Source organism: Pseudorhodoferax sp. LjRoot39 (assembly GCF_964253035.1).
GTDB lineage: Bacteria > Pseudomonadota > Gammaproteobacteria > Burkholderiales > Burkholderiaceae_C > Pseudorhodoferax.
Genome location: NZ_CAXUQL020000001.1, coordinates 6,550,908 through 6,575,976, shown reverse-complemented (window position 1 = coordinate 6,575,976; position 25,069 = coordinate 6,550,908). Strand labels below are relative to the sequence as shown.

The window sequence follows — 25,069 nt, the reverse complement described above, 5'->3', positions numbered from 1 at the left end:
ACTTGTTGCAAAAACTGACGAAATCGTGCGGTGCGTATGTTCGCCAAAGGAGCGGATGCAGGCATGCAAGCTTTCCACATGCACGCTGTTTTCCCGCGCCGTTGTGGCGCGGACGCCGCAGTTTTGCTCAGTTCTGCAGGCGCAGCGCCGCCGCTTCGGCCGGTTCGGGCGGGCTGTAGAGGTAGCCCTGCGCGCCGTCGCAGCCGCAGGCCGCCAGGAATTCGGCCTGGGCCTGCGTTTCCACGCCCTCGGCCAGCACGCGCAGGCCCAGGCCGCGCGCCAGTGCCACCGTGGCGTGCACGATGGCGGCATCCTGCTGGTCCTGCGGCAGCGCCGTGACGAAGCTGCGGTCGATCTTGAGTTCGTCCAGCGGGAAGCGCTTGAGGTAGGCCATCGACGAATAGCCGGTGCCGAAGTCGTCCAGCGAAAGCCGGATGCCCAGCGCGTGGATGTCGTGCAGCAGCGCGATGATCTGGTCGCCTTCGCCCATGGCGACGGTTTCCGTGATCTCCAGCCGCAGCAGCGCCGGCGGGATCGCGGCCTCGCGCAGCGCCAGCCGCACGACCTGCACGATCTCGCCGTTGGTCCACTGGCGCGCCGACACGTTGACGGCCACGGGCACCGGCCGCAGCCCGGCGGCCTGCCAGCTGGCCAGCTGCCGGGCGACCTGGCGCACGGCCCAGGCGCCCATGTCGACGATCAGGCCGGATTCCTCGGCCAGCTGGATGAACTCGGACGGCGGCACGGACTGCCCGGGCGCGGGATGCCAGCGCATCAGGGCTTCCATGCCGATCATGCGGCCGCCATCGAAGGCGAACTGCGGCTGGTAGTGCAGTTGCAGGCGCTCGTGCAGCAGGGCCTGGCGCAGGTCGACCTCGCGCGCCAGGCGGTCGTGCATGCGGGCGTTGATGTCGGCGGCCCAGATGTGGAAGCTGGCCTTGGGTTGGCCCTTGGCGCGGTACATGGCCATGTCGGCCTTGGACAGCAGGTCCTCGATCTGCGTGCCATCGCGCGGCACCAGCACCACGCCCACGCTGGCCGAACTGGGCAGCAGGCGGTGGCTGAACTCCGGGCCCAGCGCCACGTCGCGCGACAGCGCGTCGACGATCTTTGTGGCGCCCAGCGCGGCGCCCTCCGGCCCGCCCACGTCTTCGAGGATCAGCACGAACTCGTCGCCGCCCCAGCGCGCCACCGTGTCGGTGTTGCGGCACAGGGCCTGCAGCCGCTGGGCCAGCACGCGCAGCATGGCATCGCCGGTGCGGTGGCCCAGCGTGTCGTTGATGTGCTTGAAGCGGTCCAGGTCGACGAACAGGATGGCCGCCACGCTGTGCTGGCGCTTGACGCGCGAGAGCGTCAGCTGCAACTGCTCCTGCAGCAGAACGCGGTTGGGCAGGCCGGTCAGGGCGTCGTGGGTCGCGGCATGCTCGCGCTCGCGGGCGGCTTCCAGTGCTCCGGTCATGTCGGTGAACACCAGCACGGCGCCGTCGATCACCTCGTCCGTGGCGCGCAGCGGACTGGCTGTCGCGCGCAGGCTGCGCAGGCCCTCGGCCGAGCGCAGGCGCAGCAATTCGCGCACACGCACGCTGACACCCTGGGCCACACAGGCCGTGATGGCAGCATGCAGCGCCTCGTGGCTGTGCGCCTCCAATGGATAGGCGATGGCCAGCGGGCGCCCGTCCAGCACCCTCGGCGCGGCCTGCAGCACCGCGCTGGGATTGGCGAAGCGCACGGTGTGGTCGGCGCCGTCGACGGTGAGCACTGCATCGTCGATGGCGCGCAGTGCGGCCTGGGCCTGGGCGCGCGTGCGCTGCTGCTGGCGCTGCTCCGCGCGTGCCCGCGCTGCCTCACGGAAGCCCAACGCCACCGCCAGGCCGGCCACCGGCAAGGCCGGGGGCAGCCAGCGCTGCTGGGTCAGCAAGGCCGAGCTGGCGGCCAGCGGCAGGCACAGCAGTGCCAGGGCCAGCAGCAGGCGTGCCGGTGCCTTGCGTGGCCGCAGCGCCACCGCGCTCACCAGAAGCAGCGTGAACAGCGCGGCCAGTGGCGTCGGCACTTGGTCGACGGCCACGGGAGGAAGGGGGAGCACTGCAGCAGGCGCTGCGGCGTCGGGCTGCAGCAGGTGGTAGGCCAGCAGATCCAGATGCTGCAGGCCTGCCGGCTGCCACCAGGCGAGCAACAGCGTGACGGCGGCACCGGCAAACCACCAGGTGGCGCGCGCAGCTGCCGCGGCGGCGAGGTTGCGCCGCCGGGGCCGCACGCTCCCGCGACCGGTCGGGTCGACGGAGCGGGGGAGCGGGGCGGACATGGTGGCTGTGTCGGTGCTGTAAAACGGCCATGATTGTATGGATTGTTGTCAAGCAACAGTTTTGTATTCACATTGAATGCTGTCCTGTTCATGCGGGGCTGGAGCGCAGCCCGTAGGTCTTGTCGCCCACGAACAGGTACTCCACCCGCATGACGGCATCGCCCTGCTCGCCCTTGAACGTGAAGCCCACGGCTGCGACGCGGTCGCCCGTGCGGATTTCCGCGGCCTGCCAGGCGCGCATGCGCGTGAGCGGTGCCAGTTCCAGCTCCCAGCGCCGGTCCTTGCGCGTGGGCAGTACGGTGTTGGCCAGCAAGGCGGCACCGTCGATGCCGGCGCTCTGGGAGGGCAGAGTGCGCTGCTTCAGATCGGCCGGCAGGGCCAGTGCGGCCGGCGTCTCGACCACGAGTTCGGCGTGCGGGTTGCGCCAGCGGCTCTCGACGACCTGGCCCTCCAGGTAGATCGGCCGGTCCTGGTCGAAGCTGCTCCAGCCGTGGTGGGCGTGGGCGCGCTGCAGCGCCAGCGGGGTGGCCAGGCTGGCCAGCGCGAGCAGCCGGCGGCGCGTGAGGTGCAGGGTCATGGCATCGCTCCTTGGTGGTGGTTCATTCGTAGGCGATCCAGCGGCCGCAGGCAATGGCAGCCAGCCACAGCAGGGTGGATGCCAGCATCTGCAGCCGGGCAAGCCGGTCGAGCCGCGCCAGCGCGCCGCGGCCGTGGAACCAGGCTGCGTTGCAGCCGGCCAGCGCCAGCAGCCCCATCTTGAGCAGGAAGCTTCGGTTGGCCAGCAGTTCGCCGGGGTGGCTGGCGAACATCAGCAGGCCGCTGCCGGCGGCCAGCGCGAAGCCGGCCAGCGCCAGCGTGAGCGACAACCGCGCCAGCGCCGGCACCGGCAGCGCGGCGGCACCGCCGAACACGCGCACCTCGAGCGCCACGAGGTTGCCCAGCAGCAGTGCGATGCCGACGATGTGCACCACTTCGAGGGCTGGGTAGGCCCAGGGGTGGGACTGCAGGGCGGCGAAGGCGTCCATGCGGCCATCTTCGCACCGGTGCGCGACGCGGCGCGAATGCCCGCGTCAGTTGTCAGGCAGAGCGCCTTCGCGCGTCATGAGCGCGGCGGCCGAGGCGCGTGTCTCCACTCCCAGCTTGGCGTAGGCATGTTCGAGGTGCTTGTTCACGGTGCGTGGCGACAGGCCCAGGATGTCGCCGATGTCCCGGTTGGTCTTGCCCTTGGCCAGCCAGGACAGCACCTCGACCTCGCGCGGCGTGAGTTCGGCCTCGCGCAGCCGCGATGCCGCCTGCGGCCGCACCTGCAGGAGCGCCATGGCCTCGGCCATGCCGCTGGCGCCGATCCATTGCAGCCGCAGCTCCTCGCCGCCCGTGGTGGCCAGCAGGGCCGAGCCGCCGCCGGCCGCGCGCAGCGGCGCGAGCTGCGGCGCCAGCCAGGCCGGCCATTGCTCGGCCGGCCGGGCCGAGAAGCGCTGCAGCCATTCGGCCACACGTGGCGAGCGCCAGGCCAGCCGGTCCTGGTGGTCCAGCAGCAGCACGCCCAGGCCGCCCAGGTCGACCGCCTCGCGCGCCAGCCGCGAGACCCGTGCGTTGCGCACATGGGTGCCCAGGCGCGCCAGCACCTCGTCGATCTTGACGGGCTTGACCACGTAGTCCACGCCACCGGCCTCGAAGCCCGCGACGATGTGCGCCGTTTCCGACAACGCGGTCATGAAGATCACGGGCACGTGGGCGCGCTCGGGCAGGGCCTTGATGCGCCGGCAGGTCTCGAAGCCGTCCAGGCCCGGCATCAGCGCATCGAGCAGGATGGCGTCCGGGATCACCCACTCCAGTCCCTGCAGCGCGGCCTCGCCGCTGCGCGCCACCAGCACGCCGTAGCCGGCTGCCTCCAGGGCGTCCACGAGGAAGCCCAGCGTGTCCGGCGCGTCGTCCACGACCTGCACGACCAGTTTTTGCGGTGCGGCCGTCATTCCCGTTGCAACCATCTCAGAAGACTCTCCAGATCGACCCGCTCGACCAGCTGGCGCAGGTAGTCGCACTCGCGCTGCGTGGCGGGATCGGCCATGCGGGCGATGCCGCGTTTCAACGAGCCCAGATCGCCGATGCGCGCGAGCCAGATCAGCTCGGCCGTGGCCTCGTTGGACAGGGTGTGCGCCAGCGCCTGCGCGGGCTCGGGCACCAGCCGCTCGGGTGGCTCCTCGTGGACCCACTCGAGCTGCAGGTGCCGCTCCAGCTGGCCCATCAGTTCGGACTCGGCCACCGGCTTGGTGACGAAGCCGTTGCAACCGCTGCCGTCCAGCTGCCCCGGCGCGTGGAACACGTTGGCCGACACCATCACCACCGGCAGCGCCGCGTGGCCGGCCTGGCGCAGGGCGCGGCAAGTGGCCCAGCCGTCCATCTCGCCCATGTTCACGTCCAGCAGCACCATGTCGGGTGCATGCGCGGCCACGGCCTGCAGGCATTCGGGGCCGCTGGCCGCCTCCTGCGTGACGAAGCCCAGCGGGATCAGGATCGCGGCCAGCAGCTGGCGCTGCTCTGGCTGGTCGTCCACCAGCAGCAGCCGGCGCCGCTCGCCGCGGTAGCCGATCACCTGGCGGTGGTTCTCCACCTGGTGCTGGTCGATGGCCGTCAGTTCGCGCATGTACAGCCTGAGCCTGAAGCAGCTGCCCTGGCCGATGCTGCTGGTGACCGACAGTTCGCCGCCCATGAGGTCGGTCAGCAGCCGCGTGATCGCCAGGCCCAGGCCCGTGCCGGGCTCGTGCGCGACGCGGCCCGAGCCGCTGCGCTCGAACGGCAGGAAGATGCGCTCCAGGTCGTGCGCGGCAATGCCCACGCCGCTGTCCTCGACCTCGAAGCGCGCCACCTCCATGCGGTGCGACACGCGCAGCACCACCTGGCCCGTGGCCGTGAACTTGATCGCGTTGCTGAGCAGGTTCAGCAGGATCTGGCGCAGCCGCCTGGCATCGGCCTGCACGTAGGCCGGCAAGGCCCGCGCCGACAGTTCGAGCCGGAACGCCAGGCCCTTGGCATGCGCCTGCGGCTCCACCATGCGCACCAGGTCGTCCAGGAAGTCGCGCAGCGAGACCGCGGCCGGCTCGATGCGCATGCGGCCGGCCTCGATGCGGGCCAGGTCCAGCATGCCGTCGATCAGGCTGGACAGGTGCTGGCCGCTGCGCTGGATGGTGGCCACCGGCCCGCGCACGGCCTCGTTGTCGGCGCTGCGCAGCAGCACCTGCGAATAGCCCAGGATGCTGTTGAGCGGCGTGCGGAACTCGTGGCTCATGCCGGTCACGAAGCGGGTCTTGGCCAGGTTGGCGGCCTCGGCCACCTCCTTGGCCTTCTGCAAGGCGGCGTCGGTGCGCTTGTGGGCGTCGATCTCGCGCAGCAGCAACTGGTTCTGGTGGTTGGATTCGTCCTGTGCCACCTCGCGGCTTTCCACGCCCAGCACGATCCACCAAGCGCCCACGGCCAGCAGCAGCAGCGCCAGCGTGTAGACCTTCTGGAAGCCCGCGCGCATGCTGGCGCGCGCATGGGCGTCCAGGCCGGCGGCCACCACGTCCTGGTAGTACACCAGCCCCATCACGGTGGACAGCAGCAGCACCAGCGACACCAGCACCACCAGGTAGTGCGTGAGCCGGAAGTTCACGCGCTGCGCCACCGCGCCGGGCAGCAGCTTGCGCAGCAGGTCGTGGGTCTGCTCGGACGCGCTGGAGCGGCTCTTGCAGCGGTCGTGGCAGCGCGATTCCAGCGTGCAGCACAGCGAGCAGATGGCCGCGCCGTAGGCCGGGCAGAAGGACATGTCTTCGGACTCGAAGCGGTTCTCGCAGACCGAGCAGGCCACGCTTTCGCCGGGCTGCCACAGCGGCGTGCGCGGGCGCGCGATGTACCAGCGCCCGCGCGTGCCCCAGGCGATCAGCGGTGCGGCCAACAGGGCCGTGCCCAGCGCCAGCAAGGGCGAGAACGCGCGCGCCCCCGGCCCCAGCGCACCGGCGTAGCTGGCCACCCCCACGGCTCCGGCCAGCAGCATGGCGCCCACGCCCACCGGGTTGATGTCGTACAGGTGCCCGCGCTGGAACTCGATGCCCCGGGGCGACAGGCCCAGCGGTTTGTTGATGACCAGGTCGGCCACCAGCGCGCCGACCCAGGCGATGGCGATGTTGGCGTACAGGCCCAGCACCTCCTCCAGCGCGCGGAACACCCCGAGCGTGAGCAGCAGGATCGCGATCAGCACGTTGAACACCAGCCACACCACGCGGCCCGGGTGGCTGTGCGTGAGCCGCGCGAAGAAGTTCGACCAGGCCAGCGAGCCCGCGTAGGCATTGGTCACGTTGATCTTGATCTGCGAGACGACCACGAACACCACCGTGATGGCCACCGCCCAGGCCGGGTCGGCGAACAGCAGGCCGAAGGCCGCGAGGTACATCTGCGTCGGGTCCAGCGCCTTGTCCAGCGGCAGCTGGATCTGCAGCACCAGGTAGGCCAGCAACATGCCGCCCAGCATCTTGAGCATGCCCGGCACGATCCAGCCTGGCCCGGCGGCCAGTACGGCAGCCCACCAGCGCCGCCGGTTGGCCGCGGTCTTCTCGGGCAGGAAGCGCAGGAAGTCCACCTGCTCGCCGACCTGCACCACGAGCGCGAAGGCCATGGTGGCGGCCGCGCCGAACATCAGCCAGGAGAAGTCGCTCTCGCCCGAGGTGAAGCCCGCCAGGCCGGGCAGCTGTGCGAACACGCCGGGGTTCTTGACCGCGATGGCGATGAAGGGCAGCACCAGCAGCGCCAGCCACAGCGGCTGCGTCCACGACTGCAGCCGGCTGATGAAGGTGATGCCGTAGGTCACCAGCGGAATCACCACCAGCGAAGACAGCAGGTAGCAGGCCGTGATCGACCAGCCGGTGAAGTACAGCTGCAGCGCCGAGGCCATGATGGCCGCCTCCAGCGCGAAGAAGATGAAGGTGAAGCTGGCGTAGATCAGCGAGGTGATGGTCGAGCCCAGGTAGCCGAAGCCCGCGCCGCGCGTGAGCAGGTCCATGTCGACCGCGTAGCGCGCCGCGTAGTAGCTGATCGGCAGCGCGGTGAGGAAGGTGATGGCGCCGACCAGCAGGATCGCCCACAGCGCGTTGGCAAAGCCGTAGTTCAGCGCCATGGCCGCGCCGATGGCCTCCAGCGCCAGGAAGGAGACCGCGCCCAGCGCGGTGTTGGCCACGCGGAATTCCGACCAGTGGCGGCGCGCCCGCGGCGTGAAGCGCAGCGAGAAATCCTCCATGGTCTCGTTGGCGACCCAGGTGTTGTACTCCCGGCGGATGCGGAAGATCTTCTGGGCGGGGGCTGCGGCGGCGGAGGTGTCGTCCATGGAACCCCTGGCCCATGCAATAAACATACCCTCGCCGGGCCGGGGAGGGCCAGAAAACTTGCCGAAACTGGATAACCGCGGCCAGCGCCCTGGTGCTTCAATGGACTTCCCAACGATGACGACCGGAACACCACGTGAGCACTCAACCATCGGCCGGCGGTGAGACCACCGTCCTCGGCGCCTGTCCCCACGATTGCCCCGACACCTGCTCCATGCTGGTCAAGGTCAAGGACGGCAAGGTCACGGGCGTGCAGGGCAATCCCGACCATCCGTTCACCCAGGGGCGCCTGTGCGCCAAGACCAACCACTACCAGGAGCGCGTCTACCATCCCGAGCGCGTGCTCTACCCGATGCGCCGCACGGGCCCCAAGGGCGCGGGCCAGTTCGAACGCATCGGCTGGGACGAGGCCTTGGAGGCGGTCAGCGCGCGCCTGCGCGCCACCATCGCCCGCTCGGGCCCGCACGCGATCCTGCCGTACAGCTACCTGGGCACCCAGGGCCTGGTGAATGGCCTGACCGTCGGCGACCCGTTCTTCAACAAGCTGGGCGCCACGGTGTCCGAGCGCACGTTCTGCGATTCGGGCGCCTGCACCGGCTACATCATGACCGTGGGGCCCACGCCCGGCATGGACCCGGAGAGCTTCCAGCACTCCAGGCTGATCATCCTGTGGGCCTGCAACATGCTGAGCACCAACGCCCACATGTGGCCGTTCGTGGAGAAGGCGCAGCGCAGCGGCGCCAAGCTGATCGTCATCGACCCGGTGCGCACCCGTGGCGCGCAGCAGGCCGACCAGCACATCCGCATCCGCCCGGGCACCGACGCCGCGCTGGCCCTGGCGATGATGCACGTCATCGTCAACGAGGGCCTCACCGATGCCGACTACGTGGAGAAGTACACCACCGGCTTCGACGAACTGAAGGCGCACGTCCAGCAGTACACCCCGGAGTTCGCCGCCGAAGTGACGGGCGTGGACGCCGAGGTCATCCGGGTGCTGGCGCGCGAGTACGCCACGGTGCAGCCGTCCGCGATCCGCATCGGCGTGGGCATCGAGCGCTCGGCCGGCGGTGGGCAGCTGGTGCGCGCCGTCACGAGCCTGCCGGCCCTGGTCGGCGCCTGGCGCAAGCCGGGCGGCGGCATCCTGCAGCTGCCGCTGTGGGCATTCCCGATCAACTGGGACGGCCTGCACCGCGCGGACTTCATCCCCGAGGGCACGCCGGTCGTCAACCAGTGGCAACTGGGCCGCGCGCTCACGCACGATCTGGGGCTGCAGACGCCGATCGAGACGCTGTTCGTCTACAACAGCAACCCGCTGGTGGTGGCGCCCGACCAGGCGCGGCTGGTCGAGGGGCTGTCGCGCGAGGACCTGTTCACGGTGGTGAGCGAGCATTTCGTGACCGACACCGCGCGCTACGCCGACATCCTGCTGCCCGCCACCACGCAGGTCGAGCAGGCCGACCTGATGTTCTCCTGGGGGCACTTCTACCTGACGCTGAACCAGCCGTCCGTCGCGCCCATCGGCGAGGCCGTGAGCAATGCCGAGCTGTTCCGGCGGCTGGCGCGCGCCATGGGGTTCGACGACCCGTTCTTCTACCGCGACGACGAACAGATCATGCGCGAGTCCATGGTGTGGGACCACCCCGCCCTGCAGGGCATCAGCATGGAGGGCCTGCGCGCCACCGGTTATGCGCGGCTGAACCTGCCCGCGGCCGAGAGCTATGCACCGCATGCCGAAGGCGGCTTTCCCACGCCCTCGGGCAAGGTCGAGCTGAAGGCCTCGATGGCGGCGGGCGGCAACTTCGTGCTGCCGGTGTTCCGCCAGGGCTACGCCGGCCTGCAGGACGGTGGGCCGGTCGATGCGCTGCCCACATTCCGGCCACGCCACGAGACCGGGGCGACGGACGCGGCATTGACCGCCTCCTACCCGCTCTCGATGATGTCGCCCAAGGGCCACGCCTTCCTCAATTCCAACTACGGCAACATGCGCCGCCAGCTGGCCCACCAGGGCCCGCAGTACGTGATGATCCACCCCGCCGACGCCGCGGCGCGCGGCATCGGGCACGAGGATGTCGTCACGGTGCGCAACGGGCGCGGCAGCTTCAAGGCGCAGGCGCGCGTCACCGAGGATGCGATGGCGGGCGTGGTCGTCGCGCCGCTGGGTTTCTGGGTCGCGGGCAGCATCGCCGGCGCCACCCCGGCGGCGCTCAATCCCACGGCGTTCGCCGACCTGGGCCGCGCGCCGACCTTCTCCGACAACCTGGTCGAGGTCGTGCCGGGCTGACCTTTCCAGAGCAACACACCACCCACCATGACCCACGTCGTCACCGACAACTGCACGCAGTGCCGCTACACCGAATGCGTGACCGTCTGTCCCGTCGCCTGCTTCCGCGGCGACGGCACGCGGCTGTACATCGACCCCGACCTGTGCGTGGACTGCGGCGCCTGCGTGCCCCAATGCCCGGTGCACGCCATCGTCGACAGCTTCGACCTGGAGGACGACCAGCAGATCTGGATCGGCGTGAACGCCGAGCGCGCCAAGGCCTTGCCCACGGTGCGCGAGCGCGCCGTGCCGCTGCCGACCGCGGCCGAGCGGCGCGCCGCGCTCGGCCACTGACCGCGCAGGCCGCAGCATGACGCCCGCCCCGGTCATCTCCATCGTCGGCGCCGGCCCGGCCGGCTTCTACGTCGCCGAGGCCTTGCTGCAGGCACTGCCCGGTGGCCGGCTGCACCTGTTCGAGCGTGCCGCCGCGCCGCACGGGCTGGTGCGCTACGGCGTGGCGCCGGACCACCAGAAGCTCAAGCAGGTCGCCGCCGTGTTCGATGGCATCGCCGGCCACGCGCGGCTGCAGCTGCATGCCGGCGTCGAGATCGGCCGCGACCTCGCACTGGACGCGCTGCGCGCCGGCAGCCACGCCGTCGTGCTGACGCATGGCGCCGCCCTGGGCCGCCGCCTGGGCATCGCAGGCGAGTCGCTGCCGCAGGTGTTCAGCGCGGCTGCCTTCGTGGGCTGGTACAACGGCCACGCCGAGCATGCCGGCCTGGCGCCGGACCTCGCCGTGGACAGCGCGGCCATCGTCGGCCACGGCAACGTGGCGCTGGACGTGTGCCGGCTGCTGGTCCGCAGCTTCGACGACCTGGCCGTCTCCGACATCCCCCAGCCGATGCTGCAGGCGTTTCGCCAGCGCGGCATCCGCGAGGTGCACCTGCTGGGCCGCGGCGGCCCGGGCAGCATGAAGTTCACCTTCAAGGAGTTCCGCCAGCTGGCCGACCTGCCCAATGTGCGCATCCGGCTGCCGCAGGCCGACAGCTTCACCGAGGCCATGTGGGAGCAGGCCGATAGCCCGGACGCCCGGCGCGTGCTGCAGTGGCTGCGCGCCCAGCGCGACGTGCCGGTGGACGCGACGGACGGCAGGCTGACGGTGAACCTGTGGTTCCACGCCACACCGACGGCCTTCGTCGGTGCCGGCACGCTGCGTGGCGTGCGGCTGCGTTCGGGCCTGGGCGCTGGTCAGGACGTCGAGATCGCCTGCGGAATCGCCGTCACCTGCGTCGGCTTCGCCAGCCGTGCGATCCCGGGCGCACCCGGCTGCAACGCGGCAGGCCACCTGCACCACCGCGCGGGCCAGGTGCTGGACGAGGCGGGGCATGCGGTGCCCGGCCTGTTCGTGGCGGGCTGGGCCAAGCGTGGGCCGTCCGGCATCATCGGTACGAACCGGGCCTGCGGCGACGAGACCGCCGCGACGCTGCTCGCGACCCTGCCCGCGCTGCTGCAGGGCCCGCCGCCGCAGGCCACCGACTTCGGCGCCCTGCTGCAGTCGCGCGGCATCGCCACGTTCGGCCATGCCAGCTGGTGCCTGCTCGATGCGCACGAGCGCGCGCAGGGCGCTGCGCTGGGCAAGCCGCGCGAGAAGCTGCTGTCGCTGGACGACGCGCTGCGCACGCTGGCCACCCTGGCCCCTGCATGAGCATCGCCGGGCCGGGCGAGGGCGCACCGGCGCACCGGACCGCCTGCGTGGCCGCACCCGGGTGCGACGACACCAGCGCCCTGCTGGCCCCCTGGCTCACGCGCCGCTCCACCGGCCCGCGCAAGCTGGTGGCGCCGGGCCCGGGGCCGGGCGAATGTGCGCTGCTGCTGCAGGTCGCGGCGAATGTCTCCGACCATGGCCGGCTGCGCCCCTGCCGCATCGTGCCGGCCGACACCGACCAGCGTGAGCGCTATGCCCAGGCCTTCCTGGCCTACGCCGCGGCGGCGCGCGGCCTGGCGTGTGCGGCGCTGCTCGATGCGCAGGTGCGCGACGAGGAGTGCGCCAAGGCCTTCGGCGCGCCGTGCCTGCTCAGCGTGGTGGCGCGCATCGCCACCGACGTGCCGCAGGTGCCACCGCACGAGCAATGGATGAGCGTGGGGGCCTCGCTGGGCGCGGTGCTGGGCGCCGCGACGGCCCTGGGCTATGCCGGCAAGGCCCTCAGCGGCCCGCGCGTGGCGCATCCGGCGGTGCGCGCGGTGGCCTGCGGCGCAGGCGAGGTGCTGGCGTGTTTCGTGTATCTCGGCAGCCGGCCATGAACTTGCTGAATCTGGATAACGCGGGCCCGTCCACGCCCAACAGAATTTCCTCCGCGCCTGCTGTCGGGCGTGGGAGAAACCAATTGACCAGCCAACCAAGCCGCCCCGTGCCCCTGTCCCGCCTCGGTGCCTGCGCGCTCGCCGCGGGCATCCTGCTCGGCCCCTGCACGGCCCTCGCCATCGACGTCGAAGCCGGCGACTACACCGCCTTGCCCGATGGCACCCGTGCCTTCATCGTCTATGGCCAGTACGCCCGGCGCGACGCGGCCTATGCCGCCGGTGACCGCCAGCCGGGCACGCCGCGGCTGGCCAGCACGGTGGGCATCGCGCGCTACCTGCAGGTGCTGCGCATCGACGACCGCTGGACGGTCGACCCGCAGCTGCTGCTGCCGTTCGGTCACCTGCGCGCCTCCGGCGACCTGGCGCCGCTGGGCAGCCGCTCGGGCGTGGGCGACCTCATCCTGGCCACGGCCTTCAAGTACAAGATCGACGCGGCATCCGGCGAGGTCTTCGGCTTCACGCCCTACCTGTACGTGCCCACCGGCAGCTACGACGCGGACCAGCCCCTGAACCTCGGCGAGAACCGCTGGAAGTTGGCGCTGCAGACGGCCTATACCCGCGCCATCGCGCCGCGTTGGCGCGTCGATGCGGTGGGCGACGTCACCTTCTTCGGCAAGAACGACGCCTGCCGTGCCGCCTGCGGTGCGGCGGCCGATGCGACCCTGCGGCAAAAGCCCTTGTACGCCGGCCAGCTGTACCTGCGTTACGACCCTGCCGCAGGCGTCTCCACGGCGCTGGGGATCACGCACACCCTGGGCGGCGAAAGCCGCGTCGACGGTGTCTCGCTGAACGACACCGTGGGCACCACTGCCGTCAAGCTCATGGCCAGCACCTTCGTGGCCCCGAACCTGCAGCTGATGGCCACCGTTGCACGCGACGTGCACGTGCGCAACGGCCTGCGCGAGCAGGCGCGCCTCAACCTGCGGGCCTTCTACCTGTTCTAGGCGCGCTGGCGGCCAGCGACTCCGACGGCCGCTCGCCGTACATCTGTGCATAGGCCTGGGCGAAGCGCGGCAGATGGCTGAAGCCCACGGCAGCCGCGACGTCCTGGACCAGCACGCCGGGCGCACCGCTGGTCAGCTGCCGGCGCGCAGCCGCCAGCCGCAGCGTGCGCAGGTAGGCCATCGGGTTCTGGCCGTAGATGCTCTCGAAGGCGTATTGCAGGGAGCGGCGCGAGCAGCCCAGCTGCAGGCACAGGTCGGAGACCGACAGCGGCTCGTGCAGCCGCTCGAGCATGGCCGTGCGGGCGCGCCTGGCGATGCGCGGATAGCTGTCGGCGCGCAGCTTGTGCGCGGCGGCGCCGCCGCTCTCGATCACGCTGCCCAGGTAGTCGATGGTCAGTTCGCGCAGGCCGAGCAGCCGGGCTGGCCAGTCGGCGGCCGCCGTGTCGTCGTCGGCCTGCTGGAGTTCGGCGATCCGGCGCTGCAGCGCCGTCTTCAATCCTCCGGCCCGCGACCAGCAGTCATGGTCGGCGAAGACCTTGTGCCATTGCTCGGGCGTGCGCTCGGGTGCCAGCGAATGCAGGGCGGAGGGCGCCAGCGTGATGCCCACGCACACCGCGTGCGTGGGCGTGCGCAGTTCGAACTCACGCCCGGGCGTGAACGCCACCACCGCGTCCTGGTCGATGTGGCGGCCGTTCCAGTACGCCCGCTCCGACAGTTCGCAGGCCATGGCGATGGTGAAGTGGCCCGGGTCGGACACGCCGGTCTGGAACACGCTCTGGTCCAGCGTTTCCTGGAAGACGGTGATGTCGTTGGCGCTGAACGCGAAGAGGCTGCCCGAGAACCGGCCCGGCGAGAGCTGCTCGTAGGACTGCTCCAGCAAGCCGAAGCTGGAGGCCTGCTCGTGCGGATCGCGCGCGTGCACCAGGAGGCGGGCGGTGTCGTGGAGGGAGGCCATCGGCTGTCGTGGGTGGAGTGTCTGCGCTGGTGCGGAGCCGGTGTGGGTGTGCAGGAACCGTGCCAGTCGCCCGCCTCCCGCCTGCCGTGCTCAGCGCCGCGGCAGCAGCGCGCTCGGCGCGGTACCGAAGGCCTTGCGAAAGGCATGGCTGAAGTGGGAGAAGTCGGTGAAGCCGCTGTCCAGTGCGGCCTGCGAGACACTGCGCGCGCGTCCCTGCTCGATGGCCAGGCGGCTCGACAGCAGGCGCTCGTGCCAGATCGTGGCCATCGGCGTCTTCTGGTGGCGGGCGAAGGCGCGGACCAGCGTGCGTGGCGACACATGGATGGCCTGCGCCACGCCCTCCGGCGACAGGTCGGGGTCGGCCAGGTGCGCGCGGATGTGGCGCATGGCGGCTGCGTACAGGTCGCGCTCTGCCGCGCGGCCGGGCGCGTCCTGCAGTTCCAGGCTCAGAACCAGCAGTTCCAGCAGCGTCTCGCCAAACCGCGCGGCCATGGCCGCGTCGGCCTGCACGCTGGGGTGCACGACAGCCTGCAGCAGCATCTCGCGCAGCGGCACCAGCCCGGGCCGCCGTTCGTCCAGCACCACGGCGGTCAGCCGCTCCACGCCGCGCACCCGCTGCGCGAGCAGGCGCCGGGGGATGCGCATCAGGTGCGCGGCCTGGCCGCCGAAGTCGAAGCGGAAGGGCTGGTCGGCGTCGTAGAGCACGATGTCGCGCGCACCCAGCGATGCCTGCCGGCCCCCTTGCTCCAGGGTGCCGGCACTGCGGTCCATGAAGCCGAGCCAGAGATCGTCGTCGGGCTCGCCGCGCACCTGCCCGGACGTGCGCTCCCAGTGGTGGACGGGCGCGCGCACCGTGCACAGGTCCATGGCCCCCAGGGGCCGGACCCACAGGCTGCCGTCGAAGTCGCTGGTGTCCAGCGGGTCGCTGTGCGCGGCGATGCAGTGGCGGCAGACGACCTCCTTCCAGTACTCGAAGCGCTGGCCCGGTGCGATCTCGGTGGTGGTGTATTCGATGGTCATCGCGGTTGGTCTGGATGGTGGCGGCTGCGGGGGCCGCCATGCGTGCAAGACACGTACCAGCGAGGCGGCGCGGCACCGCCCGCAAGCATGCGGCGGCCACCTGCGGGAGGCGATCCGGATTCACCCGGAGTCCGCGGGGCCGGCGTTGCGCTGCCGCGCGCCTGCGGCAACGCATGTCCATGCCAGCCAAGAAGATGGCGGGCACAGCCAAGTCGGAACCGCACGCCCTTCCTACGATGGCGCCATGCCCTGCACGCCGTGCGTCGGCCCCCGTGGCCCGCAGGCGTCGCCGGTCCACCACCGCTTGTGCAAGGAACTTCCCGCATGGCCATCGCCCGTCCCAACGCCGAACAGCTCGCCGACATCGCCCGGCGGCTGCACATCCACCTGACACCCGAGCGCGCCGAGACCTTCCTGGCGCTCATGCAACCCAGCCTGGACGCCTACGACCTCATCGACGGCATGCCGGACCACGTGCCGCCGGTCGACCATCCACGTGGACCGGGCCGCCGCCCGTCGGCGGCGGAGAACCCCGACAACGCCTGGTACGTCAGGACCGAGGTGAAGGGCGCGGCACAGGGGCGGCTCGCGGGCCGCACGGTGGCGCTCAAGGACAACATCGCGCTGGCCGGCGTGCCGATGATGAACGGCTCGGCCACGCTGGAGGGCTTCGTGCCCGCCTTCGACGCCACCCTCGTCACGCGCATGCTGGAGGAGGGCGCCACCATCGCGGGCAAGGCCACCTGCGAGCACTTCTGCCTGTCCGGCGGCAGCCACACCTCCGACCCCGCGCCGGTGCACAACCCGCGGCGCCACGGCTACAGCGCCGGCGGGTCGTCCTCGGGCAGCGCGGCGCTGGTCGCCGCCGGCGCGGTCGACATGGCCATCGGCGGCGACCAGGGCGGCTCGATCCGCATTCCCTCGGCCTTCTGCGGCACCTACGGCATGAAGCCCACGCACGGGCTGGTGCCTTACACGGGCGTGATGCCCATCGAGTCGACGCTGGACCACGTCGGCCCCATCACCGCCAACGTGCGCGACAACGCGCTGCTGCTGCAGGTGCTGGCCGGTGCCGACGGGCTGGATCCACGGCAGGGCGGCGTGCGCGTGCACGACTACGCGGCGGGGCTCTCGGAAGGTGCCGGCGGCCTGCGGATCGGCGTGCTGGCCGAAGGCTTCGCGCTGGCCAACCTCGACCCGGCCGTGGCCGCGAAGGTGCGCGCCGCGCTGGAGCGGCTGCGCCGGCTGGGCGCCACCGTTGCCGACGTCTCCGTGCCCGAGCACGCGATCGGCCCCGCGCTGTGGCAGCCCCTGGGCTGCGAGGGGCTGACCGCGCAGATGATGCATGGCAACGGCATGGGCTTCAACTGGAAGGGTCTGTACGACGTGGGCCTGGTCGACCGCCATGCCCAGTGGCGCGAGCAGGCCGACCGGCTCTCGCCCACGCTGCAGATCTGCATGCTGGTGGGCCAGTACGGCATCGAGCGCTACCACGGCCGCTACTACGCCAAGGCGCGCAACCTCACGCGGCTGCTGAGCTCGGCCTACGACCGTGCGCTGGGCAGCTGGGACCTGCTGGCCATGCCCACGGTGCCCATCACGGCCACGCCGCTGCCACCGGCCGACGCGCCAGTGGCCGAGTACGTGGCCCGCGCCTTCGAGATGCTGGGCAACACCGCGCCGTTCAACATCACCGGCCACCCGGCCATGTCGATTCCCTGCGGCATGGTCGACGGACTGCCGGTGGGGCTGATGCTGGTCGGCCGGCCCTGGGCCGAGGCCACCGTCTACCAGGCCGCGGCCGCGTTCGAGGCCGGTGGCGACTGGAGGGCACTGTGAACCCGGCACGCCGCACGTTTTTCTTCCACCACGCGACAAGGAGCACACGATGAGCACGCACGCCGCCGCAACGGCCACCCCCACGCCGGGCCAGAGAGCCTGGGCGCTGTTCCAGGTCCTCAAGGACAAGGACCTGATTCCCGACGGCTACCTGGAGGGCCTAACCGACATGATGGCCCACCAGTTCGACCCGGCCAATGGCGCCCGCGTGGTGGCCAAGGCCTGGGTGGACCCGGAGTACCGCGCGCTGCTGCTGCGCGACGGCACCGCCGCCTGCGCGCAGTTCGGCTACACCGGCCCGCAGGGCGAGTACATCGTCGCGCTGGAGGACACGCCCACCCTCAAGAACGTCATCGTGTGCAGCCTGTGCTCGTGCACCAACTGGCCGGTGCTGGGCCTGCCGCCCGAGTGGTACAAGAGCTTCGAGTTCCGCGCCCGCCTGGTGCGCGAGGGCCGCACGGTGCTGCGCGAACTGGGCACCACGTTGCCCGACGACGTGGCCGTGCGGGTGTGGGACACCAGCGCCGAGACCCGCTACCTGGTGCTGCCGATGCGCCCGGCCGGCACCGAGGGCATGGACGAGGAGCAGCTGCGCGCGCTCGTCACCAAGGACGTGCTCATCGGCGTGGCCCTGCCGCGCGTGGGCTGAGCCGCCCGGCCCCGGTCCTTCCTTTCATCCAACCATTTCCGGAGATCCAGCCATGGACGGCTTTCACGACCTCGGCGGTGTCCAAGGCTTCGGCAAGGTGGCGCACGCCATCGACACCGACAGCTACAAGCCCGTCTTCCACGAAGACTGGGAACACCTGGCCTACGGCCTGATGTTCCTGGGTGCGGCCCACCTGGGCAAGTTCAGCATCGACGAGGTGCGGCACGCGGTCGAGCGCATCGAGTTCCGCCAGCATGCGGGCACGCGCTACTACGAGCGCTACGTCATCGCCTCGGCCACGCTGCTGGTGGAGTGCGGCGTCATCACGCAGGAAGAACTCGACGCCGCACTGGGTGCGCACTTCCAGCTGGCCAGCCCGGCCCGTTCCGGCGGCCGTCCGGCCATCACCGGCCGCGCGCCTTTCGAGGTGGGCGACCGCGTGGTGGTCCGCGACGAGCACGTCGCCGGGCACATTCGCGCGCCGGGCTATGTGCGCGGCCGGCAGGGCGTCGTCCTGCACCGCACCACCGAGAAGTGGCCCTTCCCCGACGCGATCGGCCATGGCGACACCAGTGCCGTCCACCAGCCCACGTACCACGTGCAGTTCGAGGTGAAGGACCTGTGGGGCGACGCCGCCGACGACGGCTTCGTGGTCGTGGATCTGTTCGAGAGCTACCTGGACAAGGCCCCCGCCGGGCAGGCCGCAGGCGCGCCGGCCCGGCCCAGCCGGCAGCCCGTCGCGGCATGAGCGAGGCTGCGGCTGCGGCCAGCGCGGTCGCGCCAGGCGCGGGGTTCCGGCGCCTGCCGGTGACCGTGCTGTCCGGCTTCCTCGGCGCCGGCAAGACCACGTTGCTGCAGCACATCCTGCGCAACCGGCAGGGCCTGCGCGTGGCGGTCATCGTCAACGACATGAGCGAGGTCAACATCGACGCCGAAGACGTGCAGCGCGAGGTGGTGTTGCACCGCGGCCAGGACGCGCTGGTGGAGATGCACAACGGCTGCATCTGCTGCACGCTGCGGGCCGACCTGCTGGCGCAGGTCAGCCAGCTGGCGCGCCAGCAGCGCTTCGACCACCTGCTCATCGAGTCCACCGGCATCTCCGAGCCGCTGCCTGTGGCCGAGACCTTCGCCTTCCTCGATGCCGATGGCTTCAGCCTGAGCGAGCTGGCGCGGCTGGACACGCTGGTCACCGTGGTGGACGGCAGCCGCTTCACCGAGCTGCTGGCCAGCGGCGAGCGCGTGGGTGGCGGGGCACCAGATGCCACAGCCGACACCACGCCCGTGCGCGACCTCTCGGCGCTGCTGACGGAGCAGGTGGAATTCGCCAATGTCATCCTGGTGAGCCGCGCCGACCGGATCGGCGACGAGGGCTTCACCCAGGTGCGCAGCCTGCTGCGCGCCCTCAATCCGCAGGCCGACATCGAACCCATGGCCCACGGCCGGGTGGACCTGTCCAGGGTGCTGGCCACCGGCAAGTTCGACCTGCCGCGGCTGATGCAGGCACCCGGCTGGATGCGCCACCTGGGCCCGCAGGATGCGCGCGCTGCGGAGTCCGAGGAGTTCGGCATCGGCAGCTGGGTCTACCGTGCGCGCGCACCGTTGCACCCCGGCCGGCTGCTCGCCTGGCTGCGGCAGCCCTGGGGCCAGGGCCGTCTGCTGCGCAGCAAGGGCTACTTCTGGGTCGCCAGCCGCTGGCGCGAGACGGGCATGCTGGTGCAGACCGGCGGGCCCTTCCGCTGGGACTGGGTGGGGCGCTGGTGGCGCTTCGTGCCCCCGCGCGACTGGCCGCAGGACACGTCGCGGCGCGACGCCATCCTCTCCCGCTGGGAAGAGCCGGCAGGCGACTGCCGCCAGGAGGTCGTCTTCATCGGCCAGGACCTGGACCGCGCCGGCCTGCAGCGCGAACTCGACGCCTGCCTGCTGACCCCGGAAGAGATCGCGCAGGGCCCCGCGCGGTGGACGCAGCTGGACGGCGCCGCCGACTTCGACGCCGGGGCCGCCATGCACTGAGCCCCGCCGCGACCCAACCCCCACCAGGAGACCCGCATGCAAGACACTGCCGGTGGCGCCCGCGCCGCCTTCCTCGGCGCGGTGGTGATTCCCGCCGCCACGCTACTGTCGCGCCAGGGGCGCTCGCCTCAACCCCGCTGCCTGAGCTGGGCCTCCAGCGCCTGCACGCGCTGGCGCAGTTCATGTTCGACCGTGATGTCGGTGATCAGTCCATACCAGCGCGTGACCTCCCCCTGCGCGTCGAACTGCGGGCACGCCCGGCTGCGCACCCACTTTTGCGTGCCATCCGGCCACAGGATGCCGAAGACGGTCTCGAACGGCTGTTTGCTGGGCAAATGTGCCAGCCACTCGGCGCGCACGCGCAACTGGTCTGCCGGGTCCATGCGCTCGCGCCAGCGGGCGTGGCGTTCGGCGCTGGTGCTCATGGGTGACCATTCCCAGGTCTGGCCCATGTAGTCGATGCTGCCGTCGGGGCCGGCAGCCCAGGCCACATTGGGGGCCAGCGCGATCACCTGGCGGTAGTGTTCGATGGTGTCCTGCAGCGTGCGCTCGGCAGCCACCCGCTCGGAGATGTCGATGGCGAACACCGAGACCCCCAGGATCTGCCCGGACACGCTGCGCACCTGCTGCAGCGCGATGAGGCTGGTGGTGCCGGCGTCGCGGCGACGGTACTCGATGGGCGCGAGCGTTTCGCCCTGCAGCACGCGCCGCAGCAGCGCGATGAAATCCGCGTGGCGCCGGCCGCCCTGCAGCTGGTCGGCCTTGCGCCCCATCGCCTGCGCCACGTCCAGCCCCAGCATCTCGCCGATGCGCGCGTTGGCGCTGACCACGCGCAGTTGCGCGTCGAGGAAGCCCAGGCCCACCGGTGCGCCCTGGTACAGCGATTCGAGCTGGTGGAAGCGCTGGAACGGCGACGTGTCCAGCGGGCGCTCGCGCCGGGTGAAGCTGCCTTGCCGCACGAGCGCCTGCTGCGCCTGCGGCGCCGCCTGGGGCGCCCCCCACAGGTAACCCTGGCCCAGTTCGCAGCCCATGCGGGCCAGGATGGCGGCCTGCCGCTCGTTCTCGACGCCTTCGGCCACCACATGCACGCCCAGACTCTGGCCCAGGCCCAGCACGGCGGTCACGATCTTCAGGCTGTTGGGGTCGGTCTCCAGGGCGCGCACGAAGCTGGCGTCGATCTTGATCTCGTCGAAGGGCAGGGCTTGCAGCCGCGTCAGGCTGGAATGGCCCGTGCCGAAGTCGTCCAGCGCCAGCCGCATGCCGGCCTGCTTGAACAGCGTGATGGCGCGCTGCGCCGTGGTATTGCTGTGGAACAGCGAACTCTCGGTGATCTCGATGCACAGGCGTTGCAGCGCAAAGCCGCTGGCGGAGGCCGCCGCGCTGATATCGTCGACGATGCCCAGGTCCAGGAACTGCGTCGGTGCCAGGTTGAACGCGAGATGGAAGTCGCCCGGCCAGGTGCTGACCTGCGCGCAGGCATGGCGGACCAGGTGCAGGATCAAGCCGTCCAGCAAACCCGCCTGCTCGGCCACGGGGATGAAGCACATCGGAGAGACCGACCCCAGCGTGGGCGAACTCCAGCGTGCCAGCACCTCGAAGCCGGTGATCTGGCGTGTCTGCAGGTCGACCTGCGGCTGCAGGGCGGGCCAGATTTCCCCCGCCGCGACGGCGTTGCGCAGGTGTTCCAGCAACAGCTGTTCGTCCATGCTTGCCTCCTTGGTATCAGGTTGTAAACCAAAAGGCACGGGTGGTGGGCAAGTTCAGACGAGATCGGGCGCTGGTGCCGAACAGCCGCGCGGCGCCTCCGGGCGTGCGGGAGGGCCGCGTCCCTCAACGGCCGAGAAGGGACCGAGAGGCGCCCGACAGGCAACGCGCCATCGGTGCGGCAGCGTCGAGCAGGTGCAGGCAGGCTGCCCCGAACACCGGCTGCAGTTCTGCCAGGCCAGCGGCGTCGCCGGTGATGCAGTGCGCCTGCGCGCCGGCCGCCCGCAGTGCGTCGACGGCCCTGCGCGCATCGTGCAGCAGATGCTCGGCCTCGAACACGTCGATGTCCCAGGGCTGCCCGTCGCTGAGCAGCACCAGGCTGCGGCGCGGGCTGCCTTCCTCGGCCAGCAGCGCCTGAGCGTGGCGTAGGGCGGCGCCCAGGCGCGTGGAGTGGCGCACGGGCAGCGCGGCAAGGGCGGCCGCGTCGCAGGGTGCGCCGAACTCCACCGCGCGCCAGTAGGCCACCGCGGCGCGTCCGTTGGAGGCGAAGCCATGCACGGCCACGCGGGCACCCTGCGACGCCAGCCGGCGCGCCAGCCACAGCGCTGCCTGCTGCTGCGCGGCCTGCACGGTCAGCGGCCCGCCGCCCCAGGGGGCCAGCGTCGACTGCGACAGGTCCAGCAGCAGCAATACGCTGGCGCGCACCGGCGGCAGCGTGCGGCGGAACAGGCGCGGGTCCCAGGCGCGGCTGCGGCGCCGGTCCGCCAGCGCGGCCACGGCGGCCTGCATGTCCAGCGTCTCGCCCTCGGCTTCGGGTGGCAAGTGGCGGGGGCGAGGCCGTGGCCCGGCGGCCGGGCGGGCCAGCGAGCGCTCCTGCACACGGCACCAGGCCGTGCGCCACAGGCCGAGCTGCGCGTGCCACTCGCCATAGTGCCGCTCCCGCAGCATGGCGACGGCCGTGCCTGGCTGGCTGTCAGCCGCCTGTGCCGCAGCGCCGGCGTCGGCCGGCAACGGGTCGCCTTCGGTGCTGCGGCCGTGGTCCCACAGGTAGCTGTGGTCGTCACGGTAGGCCGGGCCGGGCCGGTACCGGGTGTCGAAGGGCACGCGCATCTGCCCCAGCATGTTGGCCAGCAGCAGCGCGAACTGGGCGAAGTCGGCAGGCGGCGCATCGGCCGGCAGCCGCCAGAACCCTTGCCTTGCGCGCTGGACCCAGTGGTGCCCGTCGTGGGCTGCCGGATCTGCCAGCACACGGTCGAGCCGGGCCATCAGCGCAGCGAAGCCAAGCCCTGGTTCCGCCTGTGCGGGCAGGAAGGGGGCGAACCAGCGGCGCGCGCCTGGCCACTGCGCGACGAGCAGGCGTTCCACGCGCGCGTCCTCTACCGCGGACAGCACGGCCAGCGCCAAGGGCTTGCGGCCGCGCGCGTCCTGGCCGGTGCGCGAATGCAGCAGGTGCGCTGCGGCATGGGCGACGGCCGCCTGCTGCAATCCAGGCGCACCGGTGGGGGGCAGCAGCAGCTGCGTCGGCGCCAGCACCGGTTGCGGCAGGCCGTCCAGCGCGCGGACACGCAGGTCGCGCAGGGACAAGGCCTGCAGCAACAGCTGCGCGGCCGCCAGCTTCACGGATACAGCGCGTCTGCCAGCGCGCGCAGCGCCTGCACGCGCTCGGGTTGGTCTGACCAGGCCTGCACCAGCGCCAGCTCGCAGGCCACGCGGGCGGGCATGCCACCGGCGATGAGCTGGGCCGCGCGCACCAGCATGCGCATGGAGATCGCCTGGTCCGCACCTTCGTCCAGCGCGCGTGTGCGTTCGGCCAGGCCCACCAGGCGCATGGCCTGCTCCACTGCCAACCCGGACTCGTGCACCACGATGGCCACCTGTGCCGCCACCGGGGGCGGATCGAAGGCCATGGCCACGAAACGCTGGCGCGTGGCCGGCCGCAGATCGCGCCCGGCTTGGGGGTTGTAGGAGACCACCAGCTGGAAACGCGGGTGTGCCACGAGCAGCTCGCCATTGCGCTCCAGCGGCAGCACGCGACGCGTGTCGGCCAAGGGGTGCAGCACGGTGAGCGCATCGGGCCGCGCCTCGATCAGTTCATCCAGGTAGCACAGCGCGCCGTGGCGTGCGGCCAGCGTGAGCGGTCCGTCCTGCCAGCGTGTGCCTTCGGCGTCGATCAGCCAGCGGCCCAGCAGGTCGCCGGCCGCCATGTCCTCGTGGCAGGCCACGGTGACCAGCGGCAGGCCCAGCGTCCAGGCCATGTGCTCGACGAAGCGCGTCTTGCCGCAGCCGGGCGGGCCCTTGAGCAGCAGGGGCAGGTGCAGGGCGCAGGCGTCCTGGAACTGTGCGACCTCATCGCCGACCGGGCGGTAGTAGGGCGCTTGCGTGATCCGCCACTGCGCCAGCGGATCGGCCGGTGCCTGCAGCACGGCGCTCACTGATGCCCCCTTCGGCCTGCGGCCTGTCCCCCCGAGGGGGCCGAGCCCGGACACGAAAGGTCCGGTGGACCTTTCGTGCCTGGCGAGGGGCCGAGGCGCGAGCCTCGGCGCGGCCTGCAAGGCCGAGCTTGCCTGGGGCGGCCCGGCGCGGCGCTCATCGATGCTCAGGCAGCTGGTTGGGGATGCCGTCGATCGGGCACTCCGGCGTGCCCGGCGTGCTGCGCGTGAACGCCTCCACCTTCTTGCGCGTGCCCTCCGGATCCTTGATCCAGTCGGCGTAGAACCCATACGGGCAGGCCGCCACGCCATGCATGTCCTCGCCCGAGTTGATCTTGCCGGTGTAGCCTCGGTGCAGCAGCTTGTAGAGGTGGTTCTGCGACTGGCCGTTCTTGCGCGCGTCGCGGATCAGGTGCATGGACAGCTCGGCGTAGTTGATGCCCATCTCCTCCTCGCCGCATTCGCCCAGCGTGCGGCCGTCGAAGCCGATCAGCGCGGAGTGGCCGAAGTACGAGTACACGCCGTCGAAGCCGGTGGCGTTGGCCACCGCCACATAGACGTTGTTCATGAAGGCCATGGCCTTGGCCACCAGCACCTGCTGCTCCTTGGCCGGGTACATGTAGCCCTGGCAGCGCACGATGAGTTCGGCGCCCTTCATCGCGCAGTCGCGCCAGATCTCGGGGTAGTTGCCGTCGTCGCAGATGATCAGGCTGATCTTCAGGCCCTTGGGCCCGTCGCTCACGTAGGTGCAGTCGCCCGGGTACCAGCCTTCCACGGGCACCCAGGGCATGATCTTGCGGTACTTCTGGACGATCTCGCCCTCATCGTTCATGAGGATCAGGGTGTTGTAGGGCGCCTTGTGCGGGTGCTCCTCGTGGCGCTCGCCGGTCAGCGAGAACACGCCCCAGACCTTGGCCTCGCGGCAGGCGGCCGCGAAGATGGCGGTCTCCTCGCCGGGCACGGTGGCGGCGGTCTCGTACATCTCCTTGGCGTCGTACATGATCCCGTGGGTCGAGTACTCGGGAAACACCACCAGGTCCATGCCCGGCAGGCCGCGCTTCATGCCGACCACCATCTCGGCGATCTTGCGCGCGTTGGCCAGCACCTCCGCCTTGGTGTGCAGCCGCGGCATCTTGTAGTTGACGACGGCCACGCCGACGCCGTCCTTGCTGCTCGAAATGTCGCCGTGGCGCATCGCATGACTCCTGGTCGTTTGAGATCGGGCAGCCAGTGTTGGACCCGGTT

General features: G+C 71.2%; 20 protein-coding genes. 9 read left to right on the top strand and 11 right to left on the bottom strand.

The window, feature by feature from the left end; all coding sequences use genetic code 11:
- Positions 1-127: 127 nt before the first annotated feature.
- From ACSQ4M_RS30725 to ACSQ4M_RS30705, 5 genes are all read right to left on the bottom strand, one after another.
- The gene (locus ACSQ4M_RS30725) at positions 128-2,302 is read right to left on the bottom strand and encodes a putative bifunctional diguanylate cyclase/phosphodiesterase (RefSeq protein WP_436193156.1); all 2,175 of its coding nucleotides are present in this window, start codon (positions 2,300-2,302) and stop codon (positions 128-130) included.
- 88 nt (positions 2,303-2,390) lie between these two features.
- Positions 2,391-2,879, bottom strand: a complete 489-nt coding sequence (locus ACSQ4M_RS30720) for a DUF6152 family protein (protein WP_436193155.1) — start codon at positions 2,877-2,879, stop codon at positions 2,391-2,393.
- A 22-nt stretch (positions 2,880-2,901) separates the two neighbouring features.
- On the bottom strand, positions 2,902-3,327 hold the full coding sequence (locus ACSQ4M_RS30715; RefSeq protein ID WP_056656397.1) for a hypothetical protein: 426 nt from the start codon (positions 3,325-3,327) through the stop codon (positions 2,902-2,904).
- Positions 3,328-3,372: 45 nt separating this feature from the next.
- Complete coding sequence (locus tag ACSQ4M_RS30710; RefSeq protein ID WP_436193154.1) at positions 3,373-4,290, bottom strand: response regulator; 918 nt, start codon at positions 4,288-4,290, stop codon at positions 3,373-3,375.
- Positions 4,272-7,655, bottom strand: a complete 3,384-nt coding sequence (locus tag ACSQ4M_RS30705; protein WP_436193153.1) for an ATP-binding protein — start codon at positions 7,653-7,655, stop codon at positions 4,272-4,274. The genes ACSQ4M_RS30710 and ACSQ4M_RS30705 overlap by 19 nt, the downstream gene beginning before the upstream one ends.
- Positions 7,656-7,789: 134 nt before the next feature.
- On the opposite strand from ACSQ4M_RS30705, the gene ACSQ4M_RS30700 reads away from it, so the two are divergent.
- The 5 genes from ACSQ4M_RS30700 to ACSQ4M_RS30680 all read left to right on the top strand — a co-directional run bounded on the left by ACSQ4M_RS30700 (position 7,790) and on the right by ACSQ4M_RS30680 (position 13,218).
- The gene (locus ACSQ4M_RS30700) at positions 7,790-9,934 is read left to right on the top strand and encodes a molybdopterin-containing oxidoreductase family protein (protein WP_436193152.1); all 2,145 of its coding nucleotides are present in this window, start codon (positions 7,790-7,792) and stop codon (positions 9,932-9,934) included.
- 27 nt (positions 9,935-9,961) lie between these two features.
- A complete protein-coding gene (locus ACSQ4M_RS30695) occupies positions 9,962-10,267 on the top strand; it encodes an indolepyruvate ferredoxin oxidoreductase subunit alpha (RefSeq protein WP_056656384.1) in 306 nt (101 codons plus the stop codon).
- A gap of 16 nt (positions 10,268-10,283) precedes the next feature.
- Positions 10,284-11,618: an FAD-dependent oxidoreductase gene (locus ACSQ4M_RS30690; protein WP_436193151.1), complete on the top strand. Its 1,335-nt coding sequence runs from the start codon at positions 10,284-10,286 to the stop codon at positions 11,616-11,618.
- Complete coding sequence (locus ACSQ4M_RS30685) at positions 11,615-12,214, top strand: nitroreductase family protein (RefSeq protein ID WP_436193150.1); 600 nt, start codon at positions 11,615-11,617, stop codon at positions 12,212-12,214. The genes ACSQ4M_RS30690 and ACSQ4M_RS30685 overlap by 4 nt, the downstream gene beginning before the upstream one ends.
- 107 nt (positions 12,215-12,321) lie before the next feature.
- A complete protein-coding gene (locus tag ACSQ4M_RS30680) occupies positions 12,322-13,218 on the top strand; it encodes a transporter (RefSeq protein WP_436193149.1) in 897 nt (298 codons plus the stop codon).
- Here ACSQ4M_RS30680 and ACSQ4M_RS30675 read toward each other — a convergent pair.
- Together ACSQ4M_RS30675 and ACSQ4M_RS30670 are read right to left on the bottom strand one after the other, a co-directional pair.
- Positions 13,190-14,173 carry a helix-turn-helix domain-containing protein gene (locus tag ACSQ4M_RS30675; protein WP_436193148.1) on the bottom strand — a complete coding sequence of 328 codons (984 nt, stop codon included), beginning with the start codon at positions 14,171-14,173 and terminating at the stop codon, positions 13,190-13,192. The two genes, ACSQ4M_RS30680 and ACSQ4M_RS30675, sit on opposite strands and share 29 nt — an antisense overlap.
- A 90-nt stretch (positions 14,174-14,263) precedes the next feature.
- The gene (locus tag ACSQ4M_RS30670; RefSeq protein ID WP_436193147.1) at positions 14,264-15,193 is read right to left on the bottom strand and encodes a helix-turn-helix domain-containing protein; all 930 of its coding nucleotides are present in this window, start codon (positions 15,191-15,193) and stop codon (positions 14,264-14,266) included.
- Positions 15,194-15,517: 324 nt separating this feature from the next.
- Between ACSQ4M_RS30670 and ACSQ4M_RS30665 the strand changes: the two genes are divergently transcribed.
- The 4 genes from ACSQ4M_RS30665 to ACSQ4M_RS30650 are packed head-to-tail and all read left to right on the top strand — an operon-like array spanning position 15,518 to position 19,691.
- Positions 15,518-17,032, top strand: a complete 1,515-nt coding sequence (locus ACSQ4M_RS30665; RefSeq protein WP_436193146.1) for an amidase — start codon at positions 15,518-15,520, stop codon at positions 17,030-17,032.
- A gap of 49 nt (positions 17,033-17,081) precedes the next feature.
- Positions 17,082-17,681: a nitrile hydratase subunit alpha gene (gene nthA / locus ACSQ4M_RS30660; RefSeq protein WP_436193145.1), complete on the top strand. Its 600-nt coding sequence runs from the start codon at positions 17,082-17,084 to the stop codon at positions 17,679-17,681.
- A 52-nt stretch (positions 17,682-17,733) separates the two neighbouring features.
- Complete coding sequence (gene nthB, locus ACSQ4M_RS30655; RefSeq protein WP_436193144.1) at positions 17,734-18,429, top strand: nitrile hydratase subunit beta; 696 nt, start codon at positions 17,734-17,736, stop codon at positions 18,427-18,429.
- Positions 18,426-19,691, top strand: coding sequence for a GTP-binding protein (locus tag ACSQ4M_RS30650; protein ID WP_436193143.1), 1,266 nt, complete (start codon positions 18,426-18,428; stop codon positions 19,689-19,691). The genes nthB and ACSQ4M_RS30650 overlap by 4 nt, the downstream gene beginning before the upstream one ends.
- 128 nt (positions 19,692-19,819) lie before the next feature.
- On the opposite strand, the gene ACSQ4M_RS30645 is transcribed toward ACSQ4M_RS30650, so the two are convergent.
- The 4 genes from ACSQ4M_RS30645 to ACSQ4M_RS30630 form a co-directional block, all read right to left on the bottom strand.
- Entirely contained in the window at positions 19,820-21,397 is a 1,578-nt protein-coding gene (locus ACSQ4M_RS30645) for a sensor domain-containing phosphodiesterase (protein ID WP_436193142.1), read from the bottom strand.
- Between the two features lie 124 nt (positions 21,398-21,521).
- Positions 21,522-23,015: a hypothetical protein gene (locus tag ACSQ4M_RS30640; protein WP_436193141.1), complete on the bottom strand. Its 1,494-nt coding sequence runs from the start codon at positions 23,013-23,015 to the stop codon at positions 21,522-21,524.
- Positions 23,012-23,827 carry a CbbQ/NirQ/NorQ/GpvN family protein gene (locus ACSQ4M_RS30635; RefSeq protein ID WP_436193140.1) on the bottom strand — a complete coding sequence of 272 codons (816 nt, stop codon included), beginning with the start codon at positions 23,825-23,827 and terminating at the stop codon, positions 23,012-23,014. Before ACSQ4M_RS30635 ends, ACSQ4M_RS30640 begins: the two co-directional genes overlap by 4 nt.
- 154 nt (positions 23,828-23,981) lie before the next feature.
- Positions 23,982-25,019, bottom strand: a complete 1,038-nt coding sequence (locus ACSQ4M_RS30630; protein ID WP_436193139.1) for an aliphatic amidase — start codon at positions 25,017-25,019, stop codon at positions 23,982-23,984.
- Positions 25,020-25,069 lie beyond the last annotated feature (50 nt).

Coding starts and splice junctions, on each gene's coding strand:
- ACSQ4M_RS30725 (WP_436193156.1), bottom strand. CDS start 2,302: ATGTCCGCCCCGCTCCCCCGCTCCGTCGACCCGACCGGTCGCGGGAGC.
- ACSQ4M_RS30720 (WP_436193155.1), bottom strand. CDS start 2,879: ATGACCCTGCACCTCACGCGCCGCCGGCTGCTCGCGCTGGCCAGCCTG.
- ACSQ4M_RS30715 (WP_056656397.1), bottom strand. CDS start 3,327: ATGGACGCCTTCGCCGCCCTGCAGTCCCACCCCTGGGCCTACCCAGCC.
- ACSQ4M_RS30710 (WP_436193154.1), bottom strand. CDS start 4,290: ATGGTTGCAACGGGAATGACGGCCGCACCGCAAAAACTGGTCGTGCAG.
- ACSQ4M_RS30705 (WP_436193153.1), bottom strand. CDS start 7,655: ATGGACGACACCTCCGCCGCCGCAGCCCCCGCCCAGAAGATCTTCCGC.
- ACSQ4M_RS30695 (WP_056656384.1), top strand. CDS start 9,962: ATGACCCACGTCGTCACCGACAACTGCACGCAGTGCCGCTACACCGAA.
- ACSQ4M_RS30690 (WP_436193151.1), top strand. CDS start 10,284: ATGACGCCCGCCCCGGTCATCTCCATCGTCGGCGCCGGCCCGGCCGGC.
- ACSQ4M_RS30685 (WP_436193150.1), top strand. CDS start 11,615: ATGAGCATCGCCGGGCCGGGCGAGGGCGCACCGGCGCACCGGACCGCC.
- ACSQ4M_RS30675 (WP_436193148.1), bottom strand. CDS start 14,173: ATGGCCTCCCTCCACGACACCGCCCGCCTCCTGGTGCACGCGCGCGAT.
- ACSQ4M_RS30670 (WP_436193147.1), bottom strand. CDS start 15,193: ATGACCATCGAATACACCACCACCGAGATCGCACCGGGCCAGCGCTTC.
- ACSQ4M_RS30665 (WP_436193146.1), top strand. CDS start 15,518: ATGGCCATCGCCCGTCCCAACGCCGAACAGCTCGCCGACATCGCCCGG.
- nthA (WP_436193145.1), top strand. CDS start 17,082: ATGAGCACGCACGCCGCCGCAACGGCCACCCCCACGCCGGGCCAGAGA.
- nthB (WP_436193144.1), top strand. CDS start 17,734: ATGGACGGCTTTCACGACCTCGGCGGTGTCCAAGGCTTCGGCAAGGTG.
- ACSQ4M_RS30650 (WP_436193143.1), top strand. CDS start 18,426: ATGAGCGAGGCTGCGGCTGCGGCCAGCGCGGTCGCGCCAGGCGCGGGG.
- ACSQ4M_RS30645 (WP_436193142.1), bottom strand. CDS start 21,397: ATGGACGAACAGCTGTTGCTGGAACACCTGCGCAACGCCGTCGCGGCG.
- ACSQ4M_RS30630 (WP_436193139.1), bottom strand. CDS start 25,019: ATGCGCCACGGCGACATTTCGAGCAGCAAGGACGGCGTCGGCGTGGCC.